Source organism: Nocardiopsis exhalans (genome assembly GCF_024134545.1).
GTDB lineage: Bacteria > Actinomycetota > Actinomycetes > Streptosporangiales > Streptosporangiaceae > Nocardiopsis > Nocardiopsis exhalans.
The window spans coordinates 5,799,819-5,820,576 of sequence record NZ_CP099837.1 but is presented as its reverse complement, the minus strand read 5'-3'; the positions used below and the strand labels follow the sequence as shown (position 1 = coordinate 5,820,576).

Genomic DNA, 20,758 nt, shown 5'->3' with positions numbered 1-20,758 from the left:
CGGAGGAAGGGCGGTCCGGTCGGGTTATCCACAGGTTCGCGGGGGCTGGTTGCGCCTCCGCGCCCGGTAACCGAACGTGGAACCATGCCCGGTGATCAGCATGGAACCTCCCCTGAACCCGCCGACCCTTCCCACCCCTCCCAGCCCCCGAACTCCCCAGCGAGCCCACTTCGGCTGCGGACCCCGGCGGACCTTCTCGCAGCCCTGCCCTACCTGGTGTCCCAGCCCCTGGACGACGCGGTGGTCGCGCTGGTGGTCGCTGAGGGCCATGTGCTCGGAATCCTCTACGGCGGACTCGACCACCTGGACCACGTCCTCACCCCGGAACGGAGCGGTGGGGCGGCGGTGTCCGCGGCCCTGGCAGCCGACGGCAGCGCGCTCCTCGTGGCCGGTTTCGGTCAACCGGAGCGGGTCACTCCGCACATCCACTCCCTCCTCCAGGCGGCCCGTGTCCGAGGGGTCCAGGTCCTGGAGGCGCTCCGGGTGACCGGGGGACGCTACTGGTCCTATCTCTGCCAGGACCCCGGGTGCTGCCCGGACGAAGGGGTACGCTTCGACCCGGATATCTCACCGGTCCCGGCTGAGGCGGTCCTGCGCGGGCTGGTCCCGGGAGACCAGGGGCCCTCAGCGCGGATCAGGTTCCTCCTCGACCCCGTGCGCGGGAAGCTGCGGGAGGTGGTGGCCGAGGCGGCGACGGCGGCCGAGGCGGAGGCGTCCGAGGGGGACGGGGCCGAACGACGGACCCTCGAGGTACTGGACGCGCTGCGCGAGGAGGGTCGGCGGCGGGTCACCGATTCGCAGACCCTGGGGCGGCTGGGGGTCCACCTGACCGAACTCCGCGTGCGCGACGCGGTGTGGACCCGGATCACCCCGGAGACCGCACGGCTCCATGTGCGCCTGTGGTCGAGGCTGGTCCGCCATGTCCCCGAACGCCACCTCCCCGCCCCGGCCGCCCTGCTGGCGGTGGCTGCCTGGCAGCACGACGACCACGACCTGGCCCGGGCCGCCCTGGACCTCGCCCTGACAGCGGACCCGGGCTACGCGATGGCGGTCCTCATGTCCCGGGCGCTGCGGTGGGGACTGCCCGCCGAACGCTGGCGCGGCTTCCTGGCCCAGCGCCTCGACCACCAGAGCGAGGAGGAGGCCGGGGCCGAGGACGAAGCGGACCCCTCCAGACCGGCCCGCCCCCAGATACCACTGTGAAGCACGACCGGTGCCGCCGCTCCCGTGGCACCTCCTGCGCAGGGCGAGGAACACCCTCACCCTCGGGCCACCCGGGCATGAACGGAAGCGGTGGAGGCCCGGGTCTGCGTGGCGAGCGATAACGCTGCCCCTTGCGGACCGGTCGTGAGTGGGAGAGGTGGGATTCGAGGACGGGGTGAACAGCGGAGGTAAACAGGGCCGCGTCGGCGGGTCCGGAGGGGGCGTTCACCCCCACCCGGCCAGGTCGTACTCGGTGCCGGCCGGGGAGCCCCGATCCGGGATGGTGCGGACTCCTGCGGATCGTCACGATTCGGAGTCCCGACAGGTCTGGGCACACGCCCTGACGCCCTAGGCTGGGAGGCATGCCGGAGTACATCTACACCATGCAAAACGTGCGCAAGGCGCACGGCGACAAGGTCGTCCTTGACAACGTTTCGGGGTCGTTCCTGCCCGGAGCCAAGATCGGTGTCGTTGGCCCGAACGGCTCGGGTAAGTCGACGCTGCTGAAGATCATGGCCGGCATCGAGCAGCCGTCCAATGGTGAGGCGCGGCTCATGCCCGGGTTCACCGTGGGTCTGCTCGCTCAGGAACCGCGGCTCGACGAGAGCAAGACGGTCTTGGAGAACGTCGAGGACGGCGTCGCCGAGACCAAGGCGATGCTGAACCGCTTCAACGAGATCGCCGAGCAGATGGCGACGGACTACTCCGACGATCTGCTCGAAGAGATGGGCAAGCTCCAGGAGCAGCTCGACCACCGCAACGCCTGGGATCTGGACAGCCAGCTGGCGCAGGCCATGGACGCCCTGCGCTGCCCGCCCGGAGACGCCTCCGTCACCCAGCTCTCCGGTGGCGAGAAGCGCCGCGTGGCGTTGTGCAAGCTGCTGCTCGAGGCCCCCGACCTGCTGCTGCTCGACGAGCCCACCAACCACCTGGACGCCGAGAGCGTGAACTGGTTGGAGCAGCACCTGTCCAAGTACGCGGGCACCGTCATCGCGATCACACACGACAGGTACTTCCTGGACCACGTGGCCACCTGGATCCTGGAGCTGGACCGCGGCCAGTTCTACCCCTACGAGGGCAACTACAGCACCTACCTCGAGACCAAGCAGGCCCGCCTGAAGGTCGAGGGGCAGAAGGACGTCAAGAAGGCCAAGCGCCTCAAGGACGAGCTGGAGTGGGTCCGCTCCAACGCCAAGGCCCGCCAGACCAAGAGCAAATCGCGTCTGGCCCGCTACGAGGAGATGGCCGCCGAGGCCGACAAGACCCGCAAGCTGGACTTCGAGGAGATCCAGATCCCGCCGGGTCCGCGTCTGGGCAACACCGTGGTCGAGGTCAAGAACCTCACCAAGGGCTTCGGGGACCGCGTCCTCATCGAGGACCTCAGCTTCTCGTTGCCGCCCAACGGCATCGTCGGCATCATCGGCCCGAACGGTGTCGGTAAGACGACCCTGTTCAAGATGATCGTCGGTGAGGAGAGTCCCGACGAGGGCAAGATCACCGTCGGTGACACCGTCGAGACCTCCTACGTCGACCAGTACCGGGGTCGGATCGACGACTCCAAGAACGTCTGGGAGACCATCTCCGACGGCGAGTCCTTCATCACGGTCGGCAAGGTCGAGATCCCCAGCCGCGCCTACGTCGCCGCCTTCGGCTTCAAGGGCTCGGACCAGCAGAAGTCCTCCGGTGTGCTCTCCGGTGGTGAGCGCAACCGGGTCAACCTGGCGCTCACCCTCAAGCAGGGCGGCAACCTGCTGCTCCTGGACGAGCCCACCAACGACCTGGACGTCGAGACCCTCGGTTCGCTGGAGAACGCCATCCTGGACTTCCCGGGCTGCGCCGTGATCACCTCCCACGACCGGTGGTTCCTGGACCGCGTCGCCACGCACATCCTCGCCTGGGAGGGCGGCTCCTCCTGGTTCTGGTTCGAGGGCAACTTCGAGTCCTACGAGAAGAACAAGGTCGAGCGCCTGGGCCCGGAGGCCGCGCGTCCGCACGCGGTCACCCACCGCAAGCTGACCCGCGACTAGGCACCGGACAGCGGCCAGGCGATCAGCGAAGCAACCGCTCAGCGGTCAAGCGGCACCGACAGGCCCCGTCGGCCGGATCCGTCCGGCCGGCGGGGCCTTCGCGGTCCTCCGGCGATCCGGTGCCCGCCGGTGTTTCAGGTGCGAAAAACCCTGTACTGACAGGCACTCCCGTCACTATGGTCCTGGCATGACGATTCTGTGCGTGCCCTACCACCTGGACGACCACCTGCCCGCTTTCCGGCTCCCGTTACCCGCGGGGGCGGTGACGGTGCGTCCGGATCTGCCGGACGCCGACCGGTGGGTCCGGATGGCGGCACTCCACGAGGAGGTCGCCGACCGCGTGGCCGACCAGGTCTGGGTCGGGCGGATCCCGACCGTGCTGTCCGGCGACTGCATGGTGGCCCTCGGAACCGCCGCCGGAGTGCAGCGCGCGGGGGTGGATCCGGCTGTCGTCTGGTTCGACGCGCACGGCGACGTCCAGACCATGGAGACCAGCGCCTCCGGTTACGAGGGTGGGATCCCGCTGCGTGTGCTCGCGGGCTACCGGCCGGATCCGGCCACCGACCGGCTCGGGCTCCGGGGCATCGCGGAGGAACGGCTGCTCCTGGTGGACGGACGTGACCTCGACCCGCCCGAGGAGGAGTACCTGCGCACCTCCGCGATACGGCAGAGCAAGGTCACCGACATCGAACCCGGAACGCTCCCCGAGGGCCCCCTCCTGCTCCACGTGGACCTGGACGTCATCGACGCAGCCGAGGCCCCCGGCCTGCTGTTCCCCGCCCACGGCGGCCCCCGGACCGGCGAGGTGCTCTCAGCTGTCCGTACGATTCTCGACACCGGCAGGGTCGTCGCCCTGAGCGTGGGCTGCACCTGGCGCGCCGACGAGGAACTGGACGCCGACGGAGGCGTCCGCGCCCGCCTGCTCACCGAGCTCCTGGCCAACATTTCCTGAGGAACGCACCCGTGCACGAGACCACTGGTGTGCTGGTGTGGCCGAGGCCACCGGAGCTGTCGGGGTTGTCCGGGCTGTCAGGGCCACCGGGGCCTTAGGGGTGGCGGCTCATGGTGACCGAGCCCCGGACCCGACGGGACCGAAGACGGGAAAATCCCTCCGACCCCGTGACTATTCCCTGTCGGCCCGCCCAGGAGAGGGACCGTGAACGTGGCATACCCTGGACCCGATGACTTCCGCGCGTGATGACCACCAGGGCGCGGGCGATGAGCCCGTGCAGATGACGTTCTACGAGGCCGTGGGCGGTGAGGAGTTCTTCACCCTCCTGGTCCGCCGTTTCTACGAGGGCGTCGCCGACGACCCCGTGCTGCGGCCCATGTACCCCGAGGAGGACCTGGGCCCAGCCGAGGAGCGCCTGCGTCTGTTCCTCATCCAGTACTGGGGAGGTCCCCGCACCTACAACGAGCAGCGCGGCCACCCACGCCTGCGCATGCGACACGTGCCGTTCCGCGTCGGCGCGGCCGAGCGCGACCTGTGGCTCAAGCACATGCGCGCCGCGGTGGACTCCCTGGACATGCACGAGGTCCTGGAGCGCCAGCTCTGGGAGTACATGGTCATGGCCGCGCACAGCATGGTGAACGTTCCCGGGGAGGCCACGCCCCCCGCGGTGGCCAAGCCGACCTCGCTGCGCGTGGGCGGCGACGGCAGGGTGAGCCGCGACAGCCGGACGTCGGGAGACGATGACGACGGCGAGGCCGTCACCATCTCCCTGAAGCGCTGACCCCCGTGCCCCCTCGGGCGGGCCCGGGATCCCTTGGACGCTGTTGGCGAATCCGCAGCGTGGGGGCCCGGAGAAGCGGAGAGCCTGACATGGGGAGGCTTCTCTGTGTCAGGCTCGGGCAGGGCATTCGGGGTGGGGCCTGTGTGGGGCCTGCGGTTCGGGTTGCGGTTCCCCCGTTTCCCGCCGCTTGATGGTGGCCGTCTGCGCTGCGCGCGTCAAGGTCGTTCGTCCTCGCTTCGCTCCGGGCGCTCCACCTTGACCCGCTTCGCTGCGACGGCGGTTGGCGGCTGTCGGGAAACGGGGGAGATGTGGTCGGGGTGGCCAACGGGCCCCGAAGGGGCCCAACGGCAACTACCTCGGCCTTCGGCCGGTGCCCTCCACACGCCGGTGCCCACCGCCTGGCCGTGTCGCGGCCGGTCACGCCTGCCTGCGAACGACAACCGCGCCCCCGTCAGGCCCCCGAGCACAGTTTCGGCCCCTGTTTCGAAGATGATCTTGCTACCAGAAGCGAAATCGGCGCCGAACTTGCTTCTGGTAGCAAGATCATCGGGGATGAGGGGGTTTCGGAAGCAGCGGACAGCCTCAGGCGCAGGTTACGGACACCCCGGCTTCCCCAGGGCCGGTACCCCAGGAGCGTGGCCCGCGGGTGTCAGGAGTACTTGTTGAGGAGCGCGCGCTCGGCGTCGTTGAGGCGCCGGGCGCTCTGCGTCGCCACGTCGAAGCCGACCAGGACCGTCTTCGCGCGCAGGTAGACCCGCTCGTCGTCGAGGATCTCGTAGGACATGCTGAAGCTGGCGTTGCGGACCTCGGTCACCCACAGCTCCACGCGTACCGGGTCGGTGCGGGGCAGCAGCGGAGCGACGTAGTCGGCCTCCTGGCGGGCCACGACCGTCGCCCCGAAGGCGTCGGGGCGGCCGTCACCGATGCCGAAGTGCAGGAACCCGACGCGGGCGTCCTCCAGGTAGGTGAGCATCCGGACGTTGTTGACGTGCTGCTGGGGGTCAAGGTCGGCGTAGCGCACCTGGGCCAGGTGTACGTACCGCTGGGGCCCGGCGGTGGTGGGGCTCTCGGCCTCGATCTGTGTCACGTCCTGGATCCTCTCCCGAAGTTCTCCCGGATGTCCTCCCCGGGGTCGGGCGTATCCCGTGGTCACACGCTTGTCGCGACGCACCGGACACGCCTTTGGCACCCTTTGATTGTCGCAAAGGACCCTCCGGGGAACCCCGGTGCGGGGTGTCCGATTCCTGTGTCCTTGCTCTCCCCGGCCCGGACCCGGGCCGGGGAGAGCTGACGGGCTCGGGTGGGTCAGGAGACCGAGAGCCCCAGGTGGTGGGCGAGGAAGGCGAGCTGCTCCGCGGTCAGGGCGACACTGCGGCTCACCGATCGGGAGCTGTGCCCGACCTCGGCCTCACGGCGGACGAGGATCGGTCGCTCCTCGATCGGAGCCGACGTGGCCTGCTGCATCTCGGCGCACAGCTTGCGGGCGTGCAGCGGGTCCACCCGGGTGTCGTTGTCGAACACCGTGAACAGGGTGGCCGGGTACCGGGTGCCCGCCTGGACGTTGTGGTAGGGGGAGTAGCCCAGCAGCCAGCCCAGCTCCTCGGGCTTCTCGGCACTGCCGTACTCCACGTTCCACAGCTGTCCCAGCCCGAACCGCTCGTAGCGCACCATGTCCAGCAGCGGGGCCGAGCACACCGCGGCGGTGAACAGCTCCGGCCGCTGGGTGATCATGGTGCCCACCAGCAGGCCGCCGTTGCTGCCGCCCATGATCGCGAGCCGCTCCGGGCTGGTGGTGCCGCTGGAGATCAGGTGCTCGGCGGCCGCGGCGCAGTCGTCGAAGACGTTCTGCTTGTTGGCGAGCATGCCGCCCCGGTGCCATTCCTCGCCCTCTTCCAGGCCGCCGCGCAGGTTCGCGACGGCGTACACGCCCCCGGCGCGCACCCATGCCAGGATCGCGGCGGAGTATCCAGGGGTGAGGGAGATCTGGAAGCCCCCGTAGCCGTACAGGATGGTCGGCCGGGGGCCTTCCGCGGGCGCGGTGGGGGAGACCACCAGCATGCGCACGGTGGTGCCGTCCTTGGACGTGAACGCGACCTGCTCGGTGCGCACGTCGGGCAGGTCGATCTCACCGGGCGGGCCGGCCCAGGGCGTCACCTCCCCGCTGCGCGCGTCGTAGTGGTACACGGACGAGGGGCGGGTGTTGTCGGTGTAGCCGAACCACGCCTCGTGGCCGCCCTCGGGCCGGCTGCTCAGCCCGCCGAGGCTGCCCAGGCCCGGCATCGGCAGGGTGCCCAGGCGCGCGCCGGACCCGGGGTCGTGGCGGCTGATCTCGCTGATCGCGTGCCTGCTCCAGACCAGGAGCAGCTCGGGGGAGTCGAGCTCCTCCCCGTCCAGCAGTGTGTGGCCCTCCAGGACCGCCTCGGGGTCCTCGGCGACCAGGGTGGTCCAGTTCTCGTACCCGGGGGCGGTCGGGTCGGTGACGCACAGGCGCCCGCGCGGGGCCTCGCGGTCGGTGAACAGGTACAGGCGGCCGTCCCGGCCCACGTGGAGGCTCAGGTCGGAGTCCACACCGTCCTGGACGGTGACCAGGCGGGGGCTCTCCAGCGGCCCCTCCTCGAGGTCGGCGATCCAGGCGTTGGTCGCCGAGGACGTGCCCTTGACGGAGGTCAGGGTGAGCCAGCGGCCGTTCTCGCTGACGCTCACCCCGTAGTACTCGGTCTTGACGCGGCCCTGGCCGAAGATGAGCGCGTCCTGGTCGTCGGGGGCGCCCAGCCGGTGCAGGTAGACCCTGCGGTGGTAGGACTCCTCACCGTCGGGGACCTGGTCGGCGGGCAGGCGGCGCACGTAGTAGAAGGCCGAGCCGTCGGGCAGCCATGCCACCGGGCTGTACCGGGTGCGGTCGATGGGGCCGTCCACGAGCTCGCCCGAGTCCACGTCGATGACGCGCAGGCGGGACTCCTCGTCGCCGCCCTCGGAGAGCTGGTAGGCGAGCAGGCGCCCGTCCGGCGAGGGTCGCCAGGCGTCCAGCGTGGTCAGGCCGGAGGGGTCGAGCGCCCCGGGGTCGACCAGGACGCGCTCGGCCCCGGCACCGTCCTGGACGTGCAGCACCGCGTGCTCCTGGCCGGGGGCGCGGCGGGTGACGAAACGGCGCTCACCGCGCCAGACCGGTACTCCGACGTGTCCGGCGCCCATGAGCGAGCGCACCTGGTCGGCGAACCAACCATGGGTCTCGTAGTCGGCGGACAGCTGGTTGTACAGGCCGTCCTGGGCGGAGGACCACTCCTTGGTCTCCGTTGAGTCGGCGTCCTCCAGCCACCGGTAGGGGTCACGGACGGTGTGGCCGTGCAGGGTCTCTTGGATGTCCAGCCGTGTGGCCGGGGGATAGCGGAGTTCGCGCATACTTCGCACCCTATCCACCGTTATCTCACTGTGTGTGTTCGGCGCGGCGAGAGCATGAATCCGGGTTTGCCGGACGCACAATGGGTCCCAGAAAGCGACAACGCGTGTTTTCTGGGTGGTCCGACGGAAATTGGGGTGGCGCCGGAGCGGTCCAAGCAAGCAAACTGAATGCGGGACGCAACTCGGCGGGAACCACCGGGAGGTCCGTGTGGCAAGGCGTACGGAGACACCGATCCTCGGGTCGGTGCACAGGGAGGTTTCCTGGCTGGCCGAACGGCTGGCTGGGGAAGAGACACGGCGGGCTAACACAGCCGCCGGGGCGACGCGATGAGCGCCCGACGCAGCAGGGAGGGTGGTCCAGGCACCGCCCGCCGACACGTGCTGCTGCTCAACGCCAGCTTTGAACCACTGACGACACTGCCCCTGCGCAGAGCCATTCTGCTCGTTCTGCGGGAAAAGGCGGAAGTCGTTCACGATGACGGCGCGGGGGCGGTGCTGCACTCGGCGACACGTTCCTATGACGTGCCGTCGGTGATCAGGCTCAGGCGCTACATCAGCGTCCCGTACAGCCGAAGAGTGCCCCTCACCCGGGTGGCGCTCATGCGGCGGGACCGGCACACCTGCGGTTACTGCGGGAAGAAGGCCGAGACGATCGACCACGTCGTCCCGCGCAGCCGCGGCGGTGCCCACGTGTGGGAGAACGTGGTCGCGGCCTGCAAGCCGTGCAACCACCGGAAGGCGGACAAGTTCCTGGACGAGATCGGCTGGGAGCTGCACATCACCCCCAAGGTGCCCAAGGGCCCCCACTGGCGGTTGATCAACGGTGACCTGCACGGCGACCCCCAGTGGGAGCCGTACATGGCGCACCTGGCCGCATAGCGGCAGCGGGGGCCGGGACAAACCCCAGGGCGTCCCACCCGGCCCGGACCACGCCCCCGGGGAGCCGACCCCCTCGGCTCCCCGGGGGCGTCCCCTTGCCCGAGACGGAGTCCGGGCTGGAGCCGGACCACGGCGCGCCCCTATCCTTGGGACATGCCCAGATACGACTTCCGCTGCCGCGAGTGCGACGACACCTTCGAGCTCTCCCGGCCCATGGCCGAGTCCGACGCCCCCGCCGACTGCCCCCAGGGGCACGACGACACCGTTCGGCTGCTGTCCACCGTCGCGGTGGGCGGACGCGCCGCCGCCCCCGCGCCCTCCGGTGGTGGAGGCTGCTGCGGGGGCGGCTGCTGCGGCTGAGGACCAGCCCTGCCTACTTCTCGATCTGGCTGACGTCGCGCGCCGCGCCGGTCGAGGCCGAGGTGGCCATCGCCGCGTAGGCGCGCAGCGCGGCGGTCACCGGGCGCTTGCGGTCGCGCGGCTGGAACCGGCCCAGTTCCTTGAGCAGTCGCTCACGGCGGGTGTTCAGCTCCTCCTCGGCGACCTCCAGCACGATGCCCCGGTTCGGGATGTCGATGCTGATGGTGTCGCCGTCCTCGACCAGGGCGATGTCGCCGCCCGCGGCCGCCTCGGGGGAGGCGTGGCCGATGGACAGCCCGGAGGTGCCGCCGGAGAAGCGGCCGTCGGTGATCAGGGCGCAGGCCTTGCCCAGACCGCGGCCCTTGAGGAAGCTCGTCGGGTAGAGCATCTCCTGCATACCGGGGCCGCCCTTGGGGCCCTCGTAGCGGATGACCACCACGTCACCGGGCTCGATCTGCTTGTTGAGGATGCCGTCCACGGCGTCGTCCTGCGACTCGAACACCTTGGCGGGCCCGGAGAAGGTCCACAGCTCCTCCTCCACACCGGCGGTCTTGACGATCGCGCCGTCCGGGGCGAGGTTGCCGAACAGCACGGCCAGGCCGCCGTCCTTGGTGTAGGCGTGCTCGACCGAACGGATGCAGCCCTTCTCCCGGTCGGTGTCCAGGGTGTCCCAGCGCACGCTCTGCGAGTAGGCCTTGGTGGTGCGCACACCGCCGGGGGCCGCGTGGAAGAGCTCCACGGCCTCGGGCAGCACCGTGTCCGAGGTGATGTCCCACTCGCCGATGAACTCGCCGATGGTCTTTCCGTGCACGGTGGGAAGCGAGGTGTCGAGCAGGCCGCCGCGGGCCAGTTCGCCCAGGATGGCGGGGATGCCGCCGGCCCGGTGCACGTCCTCGATGTGGTACTTCTCGGTGTTCGGCGCGACCTTGCACAGGCACGGGACGCGGCGGGAGACCTCGTCGATCTCGGGCAGCCCGAAGTCCACACCGGCCTCGGTGGCGGTGGCCAGCAGGTGCAGGATCGTGTTGGTGGAACCGCCCATGGCCACGTCCAGGGCCATGGCGTTGCCGAAGGCGGCCGGGGTGGCGATGGACAGCGGCAGCACCGAGTCGTCGTCATCCTGGTAGTAGCGCTTGGCGGCCTCCACGACCAGGCGCCCGGCGTCCTCGTAGAGGGCCCTACGGGCGGTGTGGGTGGCCAGGACCGTGCCGTTGCCGGGCAGGGCCAGCCCCAGGGCCTCGGTGAGGCAGTTCATCGAGTTGGCGGTGAACATGCCCGAGCAGGAACCACAGGTCGGGCAGGCGTTCTCCTCCATCTCGTCGAGTTCGGCCTGGGAGACGCTCTCGTCGGCCGCGGCGATCATGGGGTTGATCAGGTCGAGCTTGCGGACCGTGGTGGCGGTGCCCTCGACCACCGTGACCTTCCCGGCCTCCATGGGGCCGCCTGAGACGAACACGGTGGGGATGTTGAGGCGCATCGCCGCGAGCAGCATGCCCGGGGTGATCTTGTCGCAGTTGGACACGCACACCAGGGCGTCGGCGCAGTGGGCGTTGACCATGTACTCGAGTGAGTCGGCGATGAGTTCACGGCTGGGCAGCGAGTACAGCATGCCGCCGTGGCCCATCGCGATGCCGTCGTCGACGGCGATGGAGTTGAACTCGCGGGGCACGCCACCGGCCTGGCGGATGGCGTTCGCGACGACCTCGGCGACCTCGCGCAGGTGCACGTGTCCGGGCACGAACTCCGTGAAGCTGTTGGCCACGGCCACGATGGGCTTGCCGAAGTCCTCGCGCTCTACGCCGGTGGCGCGCATGAGAGCGCGCGCGCCTGCCATGTTCCTGCCGTGGGTGACCGTGCGTGAGCGTAGGGCGGGCATAGGGTGGACTCCCATCGTTACGGGTGTTTCCCCTTGATGGTAGTCCCCCTGGCGAACCGCTTCGGTCTCGCCCCGGGAGACAGCCGTTTCGGATGTTGAGATTTGTGGAGGTGGGGGACTCATCGCGCGGGGAGGTCGGGTGCGGTTTCGGGCCTGGACGGACATACGTAAGGCCCGGAGGCCACGGCGGTGTGGCTGGTTCCGGGCCCGAGTGCGGCAGGGGCGGTGAACGGGGCGGGGCGTCAGTAACGGGGTGGCAGGGCCTTCTTCGCCGCCTGGTAGATCTCCTCGATCTCGGTCTCGCTCAGCCGGTCGCGCCCACTGCGCAACCACTTGCGGACCTTGGTCCCGGTGATGATGTCCACGCCACGAAGCCGGTGGCTGTCCCAGGGCATGCCCGGGCCGTAGATGGCCAGGGAGGCGCGCACCGAGATCTCGCGGCCGAGCTCCTCGCTGATGAGCTCCTCCGCGCGCTTGGCCTCCTCCAGGGCCTCGTCGATCCGCTCGTTCTTGCTGAACCGACCGTGGTACAGCTTCTCCAGCTTGTTGCGCAGCGGGAGACGCTTGTCCCAGGACTCCGAGTCGATGGCGAACGCGCCGCGCCGACCCACGATGAAGTGGTCGATCTGGCCGTTGCCACCGGGTACGGCGCGTGCGTGAAGCACGCGGTAACCGAGCTGCTTCATGAGCTTGAGCTGGGCCTCGGTGCGCCGCTGTGCGGCCGAGGGCTTGCGCCAGCGGGGGATCTCCGACTCACGCCGGGCGTTCCACACCATCACCGAGACAAGGGCGATGAGTCCGAAGGTGACACCGACCCTCCAGTCCCCGGTGAGCATGCCGAAGGCGCCCGCGGCAGCCGCCGCGGCCACGCTCCGCACCGTCCACCTGCGCGCGGCGTCGTTGGATTTCAGGGCTCCGTAGAGGGCCTTGCCGCCTGACGCGCTGGAGTCCTTGCGCTGGTTGGGGAAGAAGAGGGCCTCGGGCCGTTCGGGCTCCGACCCGTCGGACGATGGGCTACGACCGTTCACACTGGTTGCCGATTCCACGACGGACAGGTTAGTTCCATCCATATCTGAGTCCTAGTGCATTACTTCTCACACTTTTCTTCCCTTGTGTTCTTGCGTCCATACGTGTTCTGGGCGCGAGAACGGGGAAGGATTGCCTTTTCGTCGTCTCTCTAGAGAGGTCCCGCCTCACCGCCGTGGTGCCCGTTGCCCTACCCGGTTAACCTCAGGTGGCATGACCCGGATTCATGATCTCCCCGCGCACCGCCTCGCGACGCTGATCCGCAGTCGTGAACTGTCACCTGTTGAGGTCGCTGAGCACTATCTCGAGCGAATTCGGAGGCTGGACGCACGTTACGGTGCCTACATTACGGTCGTTGAGGAAAGTGCTCTGGAGCAGGCCCGAAACGCGCAGAAGCGCGTGATGAGCGACACGCCGGACCAACTCCCGCCCCTCCTCGGAGTCCCGCTGCCCATCAAGGACCTGGACACCCTCGCCGGGGTCCGTGTCACTTTCGGCTCACGCGTCTACTCAGACCTCGTGGCCCCCGCCGACTCCGCCATGGTCGCCCAGCTGCGCGAAGCGGGCGCCGTCTTCCTCGGCAAGACCAACACCCCCGAATTCGGGGCGACCTGTTACACCGAGAACGACATCGCACCGCCCAGCCGCAACCCCTGGGACACCACCCGCTCCCCGGGCGGCTCCAGCGGAGGCGCCGCGGCCGCGGTCGCCGCCGGACTCGCCCCCGCGGCCCAGGCCAGCGACGGCGGCGGATCCATCCGCATCCCTGCCGGCGTGTGCGGCCTCTTCGGACTCAAACCCACGCGGGGCCGTATCTCCGGCGGCCCGGACCGTGCCGACCTCAACGGTCTTTCCACCGCCGGCCCCATCACCCGCTCGGTCCTGGACGCCGCCCTGATGCTGGACGCCATGGCGGTCAACCTGCCCGGCGACCTCTACACCGCTCCGCCGCTGCCGCCCGGCCAGTCCTTCGCCGACCACGCCCGCCGCGAACCCGGGAAGTTGCGCATCGGCCGCTACGCCGACACCGGCTCCACCGGCATCGCGGTCCACCCCGACGTCCTCGCCGCCTACGAGGAGGCCACCCAGCTGCTCCTCGACCTGGGCCACGAGGTCGAGGAGATCGACAACCCCGGCGAGACCGCCTTCGGCGGCGCCTTCGCCGACGACTTCCAGCACCTGTGGTCGGCCGTCGCCTCCGCCACACCCATCGACCCGGCCCGCGAGGGTGAACTGACCCCGATCTACCAGTGGCTGCGCGAACGGGCCCGCACCACCCCGGTCCCCGCCTACGTGGGCGCCAGCGCCCGCCTCCAGCGCGGCACCCGCGCCATGCTGACGGCCACGGCCCGCTTCGACGCCGTGCTCAGCCCCACCCTGGCCCAGCCCCCGGCCGCGATCGGCCACTTCAACTCGTGCGGACCGGAGGAGGAGTTCCGGCGCATGACCGAGTTCACCCCGTTCACCTCGCTCTACAACGTCTCCGGACAACCCTCCGTCAACGTCCCGCTGCACTGGTCGCCGAGCGTACTCCCGATTGGCACGATGCTCACCGGTCGGATGGGCGGTGAGGGGACTCTGCTGTCGTTGTCGGCCCAGTTGGAGCGGGCCCGGCCGTGGGCGCACCGGGTTCCGGCCGGTTGGCAGGACTGACCAGAGCGGGACCGGTGGCGGTTGCCTCGAGGGCGGCGCCAGCGGTCCCGAGGGCGGTGTTCTCCACGGTGGGCACCGTGTCGGCCGCGGCGGCGGAGGGATCGGTGCCCGCACCGGCACCGGCGGGCCCGTTGGTACGGGGCAGGAACAGGCTCAGCACCGCGGCCGTCAGCACCAGCCCGGCGGCACCGAGCGCACCGCCCGCGATCCCGTTGGTGTCCACCAGAGCGCCGGTCAGCGGACCGGCCACCGCCGCGCCGGTGCTCATCGCCGTGGCCATCCAGCCGAACGCCTCGGCCCTGCGGTGGGCGGGGGCGGTGTCGCCCAGACGGCCCATCACCGCCGCCAGGGTGGGCGCCAACGCCAACCCCGAGACGAAGAGCAGCGGGGTGATCAGCAGCGGGGTGGGCAGATGGCTGACCGGCGGCAGGAACGGGACCAGCACCGCGATGCCCAGGGCGGCCCCGAAGGCCCGCAACGGCACCCGGGGAGTGCCCTTGAGCGAGCCGGCGACAGCACCGCCCACCAGCGACCCCAGCGCCCAGATCGAGGCCAGCACCATCACGTAGTGCGGCGCGTTCAGCTCGTTGGCCCAGGCGACGATCACCAGGTCCATACCGACCACACCGGAGACGATCATCATGCACATCGCGAAGACCAGGCACAGCGCGGGGTGGAACAGCAGGCTGCGGCGGGGGCGGGAGGGGGCGGCGCCGGCCCCCTCTTCCGAGGCTCCGCGGACCTGATCGGGCTCGGCCGGGGCCGGATCGGTCACCCCCGCACGGCGCAGCGACAACGCGAACCCCACCGCACCCATCAGCCCCAGAACCCCCAGCAGCAACAGAGCCCAGCGCGGTCCGGCCAGCGCCACGACACCGGCGGTCAGGATCGGGGAGAACACGAAGAGCAGCTCCTGGGTGGTGGCCTCGGCCGCGTAGATGGCCTGCCGCTCCGAACCCGTGGTCAGCCGCGGCCACAGCGCACGCACGATCTGATTGGCCGGGGTACCGAAAAGCCCGGTACCCAGGGCCAGCGGGATCGACACCCACCACAGCGACGCGGGCAGCAACGCCAGCGCCGTCAGCCCGACGGTGAACACCACGCCGCACACCAGCACCAACCGGTCGCTGTTACCCCGGTCGGCCATGCGCCCGCGCAACGGACCGACCAGCGCCATCCCCAGAGTGAAGGCGCCCGCCACCAGACCCGCCAGGGTGTAGGAACCCGTCCACCCCTGGACGAGGAAGGTGACCGCGATCATCAGCCCCGGGGTGTAGAACCTGGCAGCGAGAGACCAGGTCAACAGGGACAGGACGTGGGGCACGGCGAAGAGCCGCCGGTAGTTCGCGAGCACGCCTTTGATTATGCGGTTCGCGTAGGTTTTGCGCGAAGGGATAAGCGGGCTGTACGGCCGGGGCGTGTGGGGATACCGGAAAGTCAGGGGAAACAAGAGGTCGAGAGAGGCCGCTCGAAGGGCCTCGGAAGCATCTTCTCCCCCCACGCCGGGCCGACCTCCGGTGTACGCGCGTTCCTGTGGGGCATGATCGGTTTCTGTGAGGGACGTTCAGCTGGCCCGGGCGGCCGAGCAGTACGGGGTCGCGACCACATACGAGGACTGGCGGGGACGACAGGTACCCGTCAGCCCGGACACGATCCGCCATGTCCTGTCCGCGTTGGGGGTGGATCCGAGGAACCCGGCACCGGTGCCGGGGCGCGGACCGCTGCCACCGGCGGTGGTGGTCCGCGAGGGCAAGGCACCGGACCTGGTGCTGCCCGAAGGCGCACGCAGCACGGTGGAGACCGCGGACGGCTCACTGCTGCCGTTCGACCCCGGCCTGCCACTGGGCGTGCACACCCTGAGGGTGACCGACAACGGGGCCGAACACGACGCCCCGCTCCTGGTGGTCCCCGACCGGATCGAGCCCAGCGCACTGCGCGAGAACCCGCGCCTGTGGGGGCTGATGGCGCAGATCTACAGCGTGCGCTCCCGTGCCTCCTGGGGCACCGGCGACCTGCGCGACCTCTCCGAACTCGCGGACTGGAGCGCCCGCGACCTCGGCGCCGACTTCACCCTGATCAACCCGGTGCACGCCACCGAACCCCTGACCCCCGTCGAGCCCTCTCCGTACCTGCCGGTCAGCCGCCGCTACGCGAGCCCGCTCTACATCCGGGTGGAGGACGTGCCCGAGTACGCGCGGCTCGACCCGGCCCAGCGCGAAGGGATCCAGCGCCTGGCCCGGCCGCTGCGCGAACGCGGCCGCACCGCCGACCTCCTGGACCGCGACGCCGTCTGGGAGGCCAAACGCACCGCCCTGGAGACTCTCTTCCAGGTGCCCCGCGCCCCGGGCCGTGAGGCGGCCCTGCGGCGCTACCAGGAAGGCGAGGGCCAACCCCTGGTCGAGTTCGCCACCTGGTCCGCGCTGGCGGAGGTGCACGGCTCGGACTTTCGCACCTGGCCCGCGCGGCTGCGCGATGTCAGCGCGCTCGCGGTCGGCCAGGAGGCGCTGAACCTGTGGCCGCGGGTGGAGTTCCACCGCTGGCTCCAGTGGATCCTGGACGAACAGCTCGCCCAGGCCCAGGAGAGCGCTCTCAACAGCGGTATGAGTGTCGGCATCGTGCACGACCTGGCCATCGGGGTGCAGGCGGGCGGCGCGGACGCCTGGATGTACGGTGACGCACTCGTGCCCGGTCTGCACGTGGGCGCCCCGCCGGACGAGTTCAACCAGGTCGGGCAGGACTGGGGTCAGCCGCCCTGGAACCCCACCCGCCTGGCCCAGCTCGGCTACGGTCCGCTCCACCAGATCCTGTCCCAGAGCCTGCGCCATGCGGGCGGCCTGCGGATGGACCACGTCATGGGCATGTTCCGGCTGTGGTGCGTCCCCGAGGGCGCCAGCGCCGACCAGGGCACCTATCTGCGCTTCGACCACGAGGGCATGGTGGGCACCCTGGCGCTGGCGGCCCACCACGCCGACGCGGTGATCGTCGGGGAGGACCTGGGGACCGTCGAACCGTGGGTCCGTGAGCACCTCGCCGACCGGGGGATCTTCGGTACCTCCGTGCTGTGGTTCGAGAACGACGCGGAGGGCGACCCGCTCACCCCGGACCAGTGGCGCCGGGACTGCCTGGCCACCGTGGCCACACATGACCTGCCACCGGTGGCGTCGTACCTGTCCGCCGAGCACGTCGAACTACGCGACCGCCTGGGCCTGCTCAACCGCCCGGTGGCGGAGGAACTGGCCGACTCCGAGGCCAGAGTGGCCCAGTGGTGCGCACTGTTGGTGTACCTGGGGCTACTGGAGGAGGACGCCGACCCGGTGGGAGACCCGGCCGCCGTGGTCGCCGCGATGCACGCCTACCTGGCGGCCACCCCGGCCCGGATGCTGGGGGTGGCGCTCACCGACGTGGTGGGGGAGCGGCGCATGCAGAACCAGCCGGGCACCAGCACCGAGTACCCGAACTGGCGGATCCCGCTCACCAGCAGCGAGGGCGAACCGGTCCTGGTGGACGAGCTCCTGGCCGACCCGAGGATGGTCGCCCGGATTCGCCGTACCCTGGGTCCGATCGGAGGCCAGAGCCGGAACATGTGAGAGCGCTCTCCGGGTCCCCAGGGCCGCCGGGAAGGGTCGGTCCTCTCTCTGGGGATGATCTTGCTACCAGGAGCAAGTTCGGCGCCGAACTTGCTCCTGGTAGCAAGATCATCGGGGGTTTGGGGTTTTTCGAAGGCCCGGTGGATGGCGGCCAGTATGTCGGGTGCGGTGGAACGGCCCCGGGGAGTGTTCTCCCCGGGGCCGTGCGGCTCCGTGCGGTCAGCTCAGCCGGTCACCTCAGCCCGTGGGCCGACCGCGGACCGGCCGGATCAGCTCTCCTGACCGGCGGCGATGTCCTTGGCGCGGGCACGCAGGGCGCGCTCCACCCCGGCCCGACCCTCGATCAGCAGGCGGTACAGCGCCGGAGCCGGGGAGTTCTCGGCGATGTAGGCGTCCGTGCGCTCCAGAGTCGCCTCCTCCACCAGCTGGCTGGGGTAGACCACCTCGGCGAAGGTCTGCGCGAACTCACCGGTCCACTTGTCCCAGGCCGGGGCGAGCTGGGCGAAGTAGCGCTCCAGGTAGGGGCGGTACAGCTCCGCCTGGCGCGGCTCGGTGAAGCCCAGCAGGGTGGCGCGGAACTCGGCGTTGGCCAGGTCGCCGCCCACGATCCGCTCCCAGGCGGTCTCCTTGGCCTCGGCCGTGGGGATCGCGGCCCGGGCACCGGCGGCGTTGCGCTGTCCGGTGGCGGTCGGGTCGGCCTCCAGCTCCGCGGCGATCTCCGTCTCCCCGGCCTTGCCCGCGGCGACCAGACGGCGCAGCAGGGTCCAGCGCAGATCGGTGTCGATCTCCAGGCCGTCCACGGTGATCGCGCCGTCGAGCAGGCCGCGCAGCAGCGACAGGTGGGCGTCGGTCACGGCGGCGTCCGCCAGGGCGTTGACATAGGCCAGCTGCAGGTCGCTGCCGGGCTCGGCGGCCGAGAGCAGGGCGCTCAGGCGGTCGGCGAGCTGCTCGAAACCGAACGGGCGCCAGACCGGGTCGGCGTAGTTGAACAGCGCCCCCGAGGCCTGGCGGAGCAGGGTCTGGGCGACCGTGACGTCGTTGACGCCGCTGATCCCGGAGATCACCAGGGCGACGTAGTCCCGGGCGGCCATCTCGCCGTCACGGGTCATGTCCCAGGCGGCGCTGAAGGCCAGCGCGCGCGGCAGCGACTCGCGGATCTCACCGGCGCCCTCCACCACGGTGCGCAGGGAGCGCTCGTCCAGGCGGATCTTGGTGAAGGTGAGGTCGTCGTCGTTGATGAGCACCAGGTCCGGCTGGGCCTTGCCGACCAGCTCGGTGATCTCGGTGCGGGCACCGCTCACGTCCAGCTCCACGCGCTCGCGGCGTACGATGCCGTCCTCGGTGCGGTCGTACAGACCCACCGCCAGACGGTGCGAACGCAGCGTCGGGTGCTCGGGGTCGGCCTCCTGGAGGATGGCGAAGGACGTGAAGTTGCCGTCCGCGTCCACCTCGAACTCCGGACGCATGGTGTTGACGCCCGTGGTCTCCAGCCACTCCTTGGACCAGCCGGACAGGTCGCGGCCGGAAGCGGCCTCCAGGTGCTTGAGGAGGTCCTTCAGCTCGGTGTTGCCGAACGCGTTCTCCTTGAAGTAGGCGCGCACACCCGCGAAGAACGCGTCCACACCCACGTACGCGGCCAGCTGCTTGAGCACCGAGGCGCCCTTGGCGTAGGTGATGCCGTCGAAGTTGACCTCGACCGCCTGGATGTCGACCATGTCGGCGGCGATCGGGTGGGTGGAGGGCAGCTGGTCCTGGCGCAGCGCCCAGGCCTTCTCCACGTTGGCGAAGGTCGTCCAGGCGTCGGACCACTGGGTGGCGTTGACCTGGCAGTACACGCTGGCGTAGGTCGCGAACGACTCGTTCAGCCACAGGTCGTCCCACCAGCGCATGGTGACCAGGTCGCCGAACCACATGTGCGCCATCTCGTGCAGGATGGTCTCGGCGCGGCGCTCGTAGCGGGCGTCGGTGACGCGGGAGCGGAAGACGTAGTCCTCCAGGAACGTCACCGCCCCGGCGTTCTCCATGGCGCCCGCGTTGAACTCGGGCACGAACAGCTGGTCGTACTTGCCGAACGGGTAACGCAGGTCGAACAGGCCGTGGAAGAAGTCGAAGCCCTGCTTGGTGACCTCGAACAGCGCGTCCGAGTCCAGGTGCTCGGCCAGCGAGGCGCGGCAGTACAGGCCCAGCGGGATGCCGTCGTGCTCGTCGCGGACCACGTGGTAGGGCCCGGCGATCAGGGCGGTGATGTAGGTGGACATCACCTGCGTGGCGGGGAAGTGCCAGCGCACCCGCTCCTCGCCCGCCGCCTCGCGCTCCACATCCGGGGCGCTGTTGGACACGACCTCCCACGACGGGGGCGCGTACACGGTCAGCTCGAACGTGGACTTGAGGTCGGGCTGGTCGAAGCACGTGAACATGCGGTGCGCGTCAGCCGTCTCGAACTGGCTGTACAGGTACACCGACCCGTCGACCGGGTCCACGAACCGGTGCAGGCCCTCGCCGGTACGCATGTAGGCGGCGTCGGCGACCACCGTCAGCTCGTTCTCGGCGGCCACATCGGGGAGGACGAGCCGCTCACCGTCGAACAGTTCGGCCGGGTCCAGTTCGCGGCCGTTGAGCACGGCGCTGCGCACGCTCGGCGCGGCCAGGTCGACGAAGGTCCGCGCGCCCGGCTCCGTGCTGGAGAAACGCACCACGGTGGTGGACCGGAAGGTCTCGTCCCCGGTGGTCAGGTCCAGCTCCACGGCGTAGGAGTCGACGCTGAGAATGCGCGCCCGCTCCTTGGCCTCGTCCCGTGTCAGGTTCCCTGCCACGCCACGCTCCCTTCACGGCCGCCGTCCTCGCCGGCCGGAAAATCGTCTGTCGACCACGGCGAGCCCGCCGTCTGGGTGGGCGCCGTCGGGCCGCAGGTCTGTGTAGTCGCATCGATCCTGCCACGCGCCGGGGTGGAATGTGCAACCGATCGCCATGGTTGACGCCCAAGGGCGCAGGGTCTCCGGTCCCCGCCGAACCCTG

The 20,758-nt window shown here is 70.2% G+C and carries 14 protein-coding genes; 8 read left to right on the top strand and 6 right to left on the bottom strand.

Annotated features, from left to right (window positions below):
- Window positions 1-84 precede the first annotated feature (84 nt).
- The 4 genes from NE857_RS25735 (at window position 85) to NE857_RS25720 (ending at window position 4,963) form a co-directional block, all read left to right on the top strand.
- On the top strand, window positions 85-1,203 hold the full coding sequence (locus NE857_RS25735; protein ID WP_254418030.1) for a DUF4192 domain-containing protein: 1,119 nt from the start codon (window positions 85-87) through the stop codon (window positions 1,201-1,203).
- Between the two features lie 362 nt (window positions 1,204-1,565).
- Window positions 1,566-3,230 (top strand): energy-dependent translational throttle protein EttA, encoded by a 1,665-nt coding sequence (gene ettA, locus NE857_RS25730; RefSeq protein ID WP_017583519.1) that lies wholly within the window; start codon window positions 1,566-1,568, stop codon window positions 3,228-3,230.
- Between the two features lie 187 nt (window positions 3,231-3,417).
- Window positions 3,418-4,182: an arginase family protein gene (locus NE857_RS25725; RefSeq protein WP_254418029.1), complete on the top strand. Its 765-nt coding sequence runs from the start codon at window positions 3,418-3,420 to the stop codon at window positions 4,180-4,182.
- A gap of 229 nt (window positions 4,183-4,411) precedes the next feature.
- Window positions 4,412-4,963: a globin gene (locus NE857_RS25720; protein ID WP_017583517.1), complete on the top strand. Its 552-nt coding sequence runs from the start codon at window positions 4,412-4,414 to the stop codon at window positions 4,961-4,963.
- 649 nt (window positions 4,964-5,612) lie between these two features.
- Here the strand turns inward: NE857_RS25720 and NE857_RS25715 are convergent.
- Both NE857_RS25715 and NE857_RS25710 read right to left on the bottom strand, forming a co-directional pair.
- Entirely contained in the window at window positions 5,613-6,050 is a 438-nt protein-coding gene (locus tag NE857_RS25715; RefSeq protein ID WP_254418028.1) for an acyl-CoA thioesterase, read from the bottom strand.
- Between the two features lie 218 nt (window positions 6,051-6,268).
- The gene (locus NE857_RS25710; RefSeq protein WP_254418027.1) at window positions 6,269-8,362 is read right to left on the bottom strand and encodes a prolyl oligopeptidase family serine peptidase; all 2,094 of its coding nucleotides are present in this window, start codon (window positions 8,360-8,362) and stop codon (window positions 6,269-6,271) included.
- A gap of 378 nt (window positions 8,363-8,740) precedes the next feature.
- Between NE857_RS25710 and NE857_RS25705 the strand changes: the two genes are divergently transcribed.
- Together NE857_RS25705 and NE857_RS25700 are read left to right on the top strand one after the other, a co-directional pair.
- The gene (locus NE857_RS25705) at window positions 8,741-9,241 is read left to right on the top strand and encodes an HNH endonuclease (protein ID WP_017584743.1); all 501 of its coding nucleotides are present in this window, start codon (window positions 8,741-8,743) and stop codon (window positions 9,239-9,241) included.
- 153 nt (window positions 9,242-9,394) lie between these two features.
- Window positions 9,395-9,601 (top strand): FmdB family zinc ribbon protein, encoded by a 207-nt coding sequence (locus tag NE857_RS25700; protein WP_254418026.1) that lies wholly within the window; start codon window positions 9,395-9,397, stop codon window positions 9,599-9,601.
- 13 nt (window positions 9,602-9,614) lie between these two features.
- Here the strand turns inward: NE857_RS25700 and ilvD are convergent, their stop codons facing one another.
- Both ilvD and NE857_RS25690 read right to left on the bottom strand, forming a co-directional pair.
- A complete protein-coding gene (gene ilvD / locus NE857_RS25695) occupies window positions 9,615-11,477 on the bottom strand; it encodes a dihydroxy-acid dehydratase (RefSeq protein WP_301184256.1) in 1,863 nt (620 codons plus the stop codon).
- Between the two features lie 242 nt (window positions 11,478-11,719).
- Complete coding sequence (locus NE857_RS25690) at window positions 11,720-12,505, bottom strand: nuclease-related domain-containing protein (RefSeq protein ID WP_254422093.1); 786 nt, start codon at window positions 12,503-12,505, stop codon at window positions 11,720-11,722.
- A gap of 211 nt (window positions 12,506-12,716) precedes the next feature.
- Between NE857_RS25690 and NE857_RS25685 the strand changes: the two genes are divergently transcribed.
- On the top strand, window positions 12,717-14,156 hold the full coding sequence (locus tag NE857_RS25685) for an amidase (protein ID WP_254418025.1): 1,440 nt from the start codon (window positions 12,717-12,719) through the stop codon (window positions 14,154-14,156).
- On the opposite strand, the gene NE857_RS25680 is transcribed toward NE857_RS25685, so the two are convergent.
- The gene (locus tag NE857_RS25680; RefSeq protein WP_254418024.1) at window positions 14,053-15,510 is read right to left on the bottom strand and encodes an MFS transporter; all 1,458 of its coding nucleotides are present in this window, start codon (window positions 15,508-15,510) and stop codon (window positions 14,053-14,055) included. The two genes, NE857_RS25685 and NE857_RS25680, sit on opposite strands and share 104 nt — an antisense overlap.
- 199 nt (window positions 15,511-15,709) lie before the next feature.
- Between NE857_RS25680 and malQ the strand changes: the two genes are divergently transcribed.
- Entirely contained in the window at window positions 15,710-17,743 is a 2,034-nt protein-coding gene (malQ, locus tag NE857_RS25675) for a 4-alpha-glucanotransferase (RefSeq protein WP_254418023.1), read from the top strand.
- Between the two features lie 269 nt (window positions 17,744-18,012).
- Here the strand turns inward: malQ and pepN are convergent, their stop codons facing one another.
- Window positions 18,013-20,556 carry an aminopeptidase N gene (pepN, locus tag NE857_RS25670; protein ID WP_254418022.1) on the bottom strand — a complete coding sequence of 848 codons (2,544 nt, stop codon included), beginning with the start codon at window positions 20,554-20,556 and terminating at the stop codon, window positions 18,013-18,015.
- Between the last annotated feature and the right edge of the window lie 202 nt (window positions 20,557-20,758).